The organism is Streptomyces sparsus (genome assembly GCF_054776295.1).
Genome location: NZ_BAAHCA010000213.1, coordinates 1 through 6,418, shown reverse-complemented (window position 1 = coordinate 6,418; position 6,418 = coordinate 1). Strand labels below are relative to the sequence as shown.

The 6,418-nt window shown below is 74.5% G+C and carries 2 protein-coding genes; both read right to left on the bottom strand.

What is annotated here, in order from left to right; all coding sequences use genetic code 11:
- A partial coding sequence (locus tag ACYVE9_RS12440; RefSeq protein ID WP_461027866.1) for a condensation domain-containing protein occupies positions 1–1,370 on the bottom strand: 1,370 nt, incomplete at its 3' end.
- Between the two features lie 64 nt (positions 1,371–1,434).
- The gene (locus tag ACYVE9_RS12435) at positions 1,435–6,399 is read right to left on the bottom strand and encodes an amino acid adenylation domain-containing protein (RefSeq protein WP_461027865.1); all 4,965 of its coding nucleotides are present in this window, start codon (positions 6,397–6,399) and stop codon (positions 1,435–1,437) included.
- Positions 6,400–6,418: the final 19 nt, after the last annotated feature.

Genomic DNA, 6,418 nt, shown 5'->3' with positions numbered 1-6,418 from the left:
CCGGTGCCGCTCGCCAGCACCCGCGCCTGCTCGCCGGACGTGAGCAGGGGGAGGCGGCTGATCCGCAGGTCGGGGTCGGCTGCCGCGGCCTCCAGCAGCCGGGCCCACCACGTGGCGAGAGCAACGGCGGTCGGGTGGTCGAACAGGTCGAGGGCGTAGTCCAGGCTGCCGTACAGGCCCGCCGGGGCGGGGTCCGCGCCCGGCGCCCGCTCCCGCAGGTGCAGGGACAGGTCGAACTTGGCGCTGCCGCTGTCCACCGGTTCCTCGACCGCGGTCAGGCCGGGCAGCCGCAGGCTCTGCTCGGGCCCGTCCTCCAGTACGAGCATCACCTGGAACAGCGGGTTCCAGGCGGCGGACCGCTCGGGACGGAGCACGTCCACCAGCCGCTCGAACGGCAGGTCCTGGTGGGCGTAGGCGTCGAGGTCCACCTCCCGGACGCGCCCGAGGAGTTCGCGGAAGGTCGGATCGCCACCGGCGTCGGTGCGGAGCACCAGCGTGTTGACGCACATGCCGATCAGGCCGTCCAGGGCCTCGTCGGTCCGTCCGGCGACTGCCGAGCCGACGGGGATGTCGGTGCCCGCGCCCAACCGGGTCAGCAGGGCGACCACTCCGGCCTGCAGGGCCATGAACAGGCTTGCCTTCTCCTGCCGGGCCAGAGCCAGCAGGCGGCGGTGTGTGTCCGGGGCGAGCGAGATGGGTGCCGTGCCGCCCCGATGGGAGGCCACGGGGGGCCGCGGCCGGTCGACGGGGAGGGCCAGGCAGTCCGGAAGCCCTTCCAACTGTCCTTTCCAGTAGGCGAGTTGCTCTCCGGCCAAACTTGCCGGGTCGTCCTCCGCCGCCAGCAGCTCGTTCTGCCACAGCGTGTAGTCGGCGTACTGCACCGGCAGCGGGTCCCAGCGTGGCGCGCGGCCTGCCCGCCGGGCCGTGTAGGCGGCAGCCAGCTCGTCCAGCAACGGAGTGAGCGACCAGCCGTCCGCAGCGATGTGGTGCAGCAGGACGAGCACCACGTGCTCCCGCTCGCCCAGCCGGAACAGGTGCGCGCGCAACGGGATCTCCGCGGTGAGGTCGAAGACGTGGCCGGCTGCCGCGCGCAGCGCCTCGCGAAGCTCCGCCTCGCCGGTCACGTCGACCCGCAGCGGCGGCCGGGCCGATTCGGCGTCCAGCACGACCTGGTGGGGTGTGCCGTCGGCCTCGGGAAAGACGGTGCGGAGGCTCTCGTGGCGCTCCACCACGTCGGCGATCGCCTCGGAGAGCGCGCGGCTGTCCAGCTCCCCGTGCAGCCGGTACGCCAGCGGAATGCGGTAACCGGCGCCGCCGTCCAGCTGGTTGAGGAACCAGATGCGGGACTGTGCGAACGACAAGGGGATCACGGGTTCTCCCTGGGGTGGTCAGGCCGTGCGGGAGTGCGGGGGCGGTGTGCGGGCCGGCCCCCGGTCACCGGGGACCTCCCGGCCGAGGCATGCGGCGCAGCGCGGCCCGCCGCGTTCGCGGCGCCTTCTCCAGCCGCTCCGCCAGTGCCGCGACCGTCGGAGCCTCGAACAGCGTGCGCACCTCCATCTCCACGGCCAGGGCGGCTCGGACCCGGCCCGCCAGGCGGGTCGCCAGCAGGGAATGGCCGCCGAGGTCGAAGAAGGAGTCGTCGATGCCGACCCGGTCGAGGCCCAGCACCTCGGCGAAGAGCCCGCAGAGGGCCTTCTCGCGTTCCGTCCGGGGTGCTCGCCCGGAGACCGACCGGGAGAAGTCCGGCGCCGGGAGCCGGCTGTGGTGCACCTTGCCGCTCACCGTCAGCGGCAGGGCGTCCACCACCACCACGGCGGACGGCACCATGAAGTCCGGCAGCACCCGGGCGGCGTGGGCCCGCAGGGCGGCCCCGTCGGCACGGGCGCCACGTGCCGGGACGACGTAGGCGGCCAGCCGCTTCCCGCCGGTGGCGTCCTCCCGTACCGCGACGGCCACCTGGGCCACGTCGTCGTGCCGGCCGAGCACCGACTCGACCTCGGCCGGTTCGATCCGGAAGCCGCGCACCTTGACCTGGGCGTCCGTACGGCCCACGTAGGTGAGCTGACCGTCGCGGGTCCACTTCACCAGGTCGCCGGTGCGGTACATGCGCCGCCCCGCCCCGTCGAACGGGTCGGCGACGAAACGCTGGGCGGTCAGTCCCGGCCGGGCCCAGTAGCCGCGGGCGAGCACGTCCCCGGCGATGTACAACTCCCCGGTCACGTCCGGCGGTACCGGTCGCAGCCGCCGGTCCAGGACGTACATCCGGGCGTTGGCGATGGGCGCGCCGACCGGCGCGGTGAAGGACCGCCACTGCTCCAGCGCCGCGGGAAGGGTGAACGTGGTGACGAGGTGGGTCTCGGTGGGGCCGTAGAGGTTGTGCAGGCGACGCCCGGGCCGGGCCGCGACGAACTCCCGCACCCGCGGCGTCAGCCGCAGCACCTCACCGCCCTGGCTGAGGTCCCGGAGCGCGGGCAGGTCGAGCCGCTGTTCCACGGCTGCCTCGCAGATCGCCTCCACCATCACGTTCGGCGCGCACACCTCCTCGACCCGGTGCTCGTCGAGCCAGCGGACGAACGCCGCCGCGTCCCGCCGTACCTCGTCATCGGGCACCGCCAGCGTCTTGCCGGAGGTCAGCGTCTCGATGATCTCCCAGGCGGACACGTCGAAGCTGATCGCGGAGAACTGGGCGACGGCACCGCGGCGGGCCCCGTCCTCCCCGGCGGCGAGCCACTCGGCGTGGCACAGCACCAGGTTGACCAGCGGCCCGGTCGTCATCACCACGCCCTTGGGCGTGCCGGTGGAGCCCGAGGTGTGGATCACGTACACCGGACTGTCCCGGACCAGCGGCGCGGTGCGCTCCTCGTCGAGCAGGTCCTCCTCCGGCTGCGCGGCCAGCGCCGCGGCCACGGCCGGCTCGTCCAGGAGGAGGCGCTCCGGTCCGCCCGGCGGCAGCGCCGCAGCGGTCGCGGTGGTGCTCACCACGACGGCCGGGCGTACGTCGTCGAGGAGGAAGGTGATCCGTTCGGCCGGGTACTGCGGATCCAGGGGCAGGTAGGCGGCGCCCGCCTTGAGCGTCGCCCACACCGCGACGGGCAGGTCGACCGAGCGCGGCACCGCCAGGGCCACCACCGACTCCGGGCCGATGCCGCGCGCCGTCAGCAGCCGGGCCAACCGGTTGGCTCGGCGGTTCAGTTCGAGGTAGGACAGGGTGCCGTCGGGGGCGGTCACGGCGGGGTGCCGCGGCGTTTCCGCCACCCGCGCCTCGAACAGGTCGGGCAGCGACGCGTCGGGGACCGGCCGGCGGGTGTCGTTCCAGTGCCGGACGACACGGTCGTGTTCACCCGGAGCCCACAGTTCGTACCGGCTCACCGGCAGGGCCGGGTCGTGCGCCACACCGTCCAGCAGCCGCAGCAGGCGACCGGCCAGTCGCTCGACGGTGTCGCGGTCGAACAGGTCCGCGTTGTACTGCACCGTCCCGTTGAGCCCCGCGGCGCCGCGGTCGGCCCGGTCCCGGTCGTCGAACTCGAAGGCCAGGTCGAACGGGGAGGTGTGCGTCTCCACCGCTTCCGCGCGGACCTCGACGTCCGGCAGGCTCAGTTCGCCCGCGCGGGTGTTCCGCAGCGCCAGCACCACCTGGAAGAGCGGGTGCCAGGCCAGGGAACGGCCGGGTGCGAGTTCCTCCACCAGCAGTTCGAACGGCACGTCCTGGTGCGCGTACGCGTTCAGGCAGGTCTCCCGCACCCGGCCGAGGAGTTCGGTGAACGGGGGATCACCTGAGAGGTCGGTACGCAGCACGAGGGTGTTCGCGAAGAAGCCGACCAGCTCCTCCAGCGAGTCGTCGGTGCGCCCGGCCACGGGAGCGCCGACCGGCACGTCGTCCCCCGCGCCGAGCCGGGAGAGCAGCACTGCCAGAGCCGCCTGGAGCACCATGAAGGTGCTCGCGCCGTGCGCGTGGGCGAGCTTGTTCAGCGCCCCGTGCAGCTCCTCCGGGATGTTCAGGGGGACCGATCCACCCCGGTAGGAGGGCGTGGCCGGACGCGGCCGGTCCGTCGGCAGCGGTGTCTCCTGCGGCAGGCCGTCCAGGACGTTCCGCCAGTGGTCGAGCTGCACCGCCAGGGGGCTTGCCGGGTCGTCCCGCCGGCCCAGCGTCGCGCGTTGCCACAGGGCGAAGTCGGCGTACTGGAGCGGCAACGGCTCCCACCGCGGAACGCCGCCCGCACGCCGCGCGGAGTACGCGGTGGACAGGTCGCGGAGCAGCAGCCGCTCCGACCAGGCGTCGCCCGCGATGTGGTGGGTCACCAGCAGCAGCACGTGCTCGTCCGCCGCGGACGTGAACAGCCGGGCGCGCAGCGGGATGTCCGACACCAGGTCGAAGGGCTCGCGGGCCGCGTGCGCCAGCACGTCGGCCAGTTCCCCGGCCGCGACGGGTCGCGCGGGCAACGCCGGCGCCACGGACTCGACGGGGAGCACCTGCTGGTACGGCTGCCCGTCGACGGTGGGGAAGACCGTGCGCAGCGCCTCGTGCCGGTCGAGCACGTCCGTGAGCGCCGCGCGCAGCGCAGCGGTGTCCAGGCGTCCCGTCAGGCGCAGGGCGACCGGATGGTTGTAGGTGGCGCCCGGGCCTTCCAGTTGGCGCAGGAACCACAGCCGGGTCTGGGCGTACGACAGGGGGACCCGGTCGGGCCGCGCCGCCGGGGCCGGTTCGCTGCGGGCCTGCCCCGTCCCGTCGAGCAGCTTCGCCAGTTCGGCGACCGTCGGCGCTTCGTAGACCGCGCGGATGCCCAACTCCCGACCGAGCACGGTCCGGATGCGGTTGAGCAGCCGGGTGGCCGCCAGGGAGTGGCCGCCCAGGGCGAAGAATCCGTCGTCCACACCCACCTGGGGCAGGCCGAGCACGTCCGCGAACGCGGCGCACAGACTCCGCTCGACGGGCGTGGCGGGCTGCCTGCCCCCGCCGGCCGGGGCGAACGACGGTGCCGGCAGCTCGGCCCGCACGTCGACCTTTCCCTCCGCCGTGACGGGCAGCGACTCCAGGGGCACGACGGCGGCGGGCACCAGGTGCGCCGGCAGGAACTCAGCCGCCTGCCGGCGCACCGCTGCCGGGTCCACGGTCCCGCCGGGCGGGGGAACGACGTACGCGGCCAGGTAGCGGTCCCCGCGGTCGTCGTCACGCACCCGCACCAGAGCCTGTCCGACGCCGTCGCAGCGGGCCAACGCCGCCTGCACCTCGCCGGGTTCGATGCGGACTCCCCGCACCTTGACCTGGTCGTCCGCCCGTCCGACGAACAGCAGGTCGCCTTCCGGCGTCCAGCGGGCCAGGTCTCCCGTGCGGTACATCCGCGCCCCCGGCGGACCGAAGGGGTCCGCGACGAACCGTGCGGCTGTCTGACCGGGGCGGCCGAGGTAGCCGCGGGCCAACGCGGCGCCGGCGACGTGGAGTTCGCCGACCACTCCGGCGGGCAGCAGCCGCAGGGCGCGGTCCAGCACGTACGTCCTGGTGCCCGGCACGGGACGGCCGATCGGGGGTGCGGCTCCCGCCTGACCGGGAAGGCACACCTTCCGGGTCACCTCGACGGTCGTCTCGGTCGGACCGTAGGCGTTGTGCAGTGGGACGCCCGCGGCGGCGCAGCGGTCCACGAGATCACCGGCGAGCGCGTCACCGCCGGCCGTCACCAGACGCAGGTCCGGCAGTCCCTCCGGCCGCAGGGCGCGCAGGGTCGTGGGGGCGAGGTGCGCCACCGTCACCCGGTGACGCCCCAGGAGGCTCTGGAGCGCCCCGGTGTCGATGCGTTCGTCGTCGTCCGCCAGCACCACCGTCGCCCCGGCGGCGAGGGAGACGAGCAGCTCCAGCACGGAGGCGTCGAAGGTGAGCGAGGCGGCGGCCAGCACCCGGTCGTGCGGTGCCAGCCCGTAGGCGGGCACGGAGTGCCGTACGAAGGCGGCGACGGCACGGTGTTCGACGACCACGCCCTTGGGGCGTCCCGTCGAGCCCGACGTGTGCAGGACGTACGCCGGGTGGGCGGGCAGCAGGGGCGACAACCGGTCCGCGTCGGTCACCTCCGTGTCCGGCCTCGCAGCCGTGTCGGCCGCGACCGCCGGGTCGTCCAGGGCGAGCAGCGGCCCCTCGGGCCAGACGGCCGACAGCCGTCCGGTGGACTCGGCCGTGGTGACGGCCAGCACCGGCCGGGTGTCACGCAGCAGGTGGCGGACGCCGTCGTCGGGGTGCGCCGGGTCGATCGGCAGGTAGGCGGCACCGGCCTTGAGCACGGCCAGGACGGCCACCACGGTCTCGGGTGACCGGGGGAGCAGCAGCGCCACGTGCCTGCCCGGCCCGGCGCCGCGGCTGATCAGGGCCCGGGCCAGCCGGTTCACCCGCGCCGCCAACTCCCCGTAGGACACCTGGCCGTCGCGAACGACC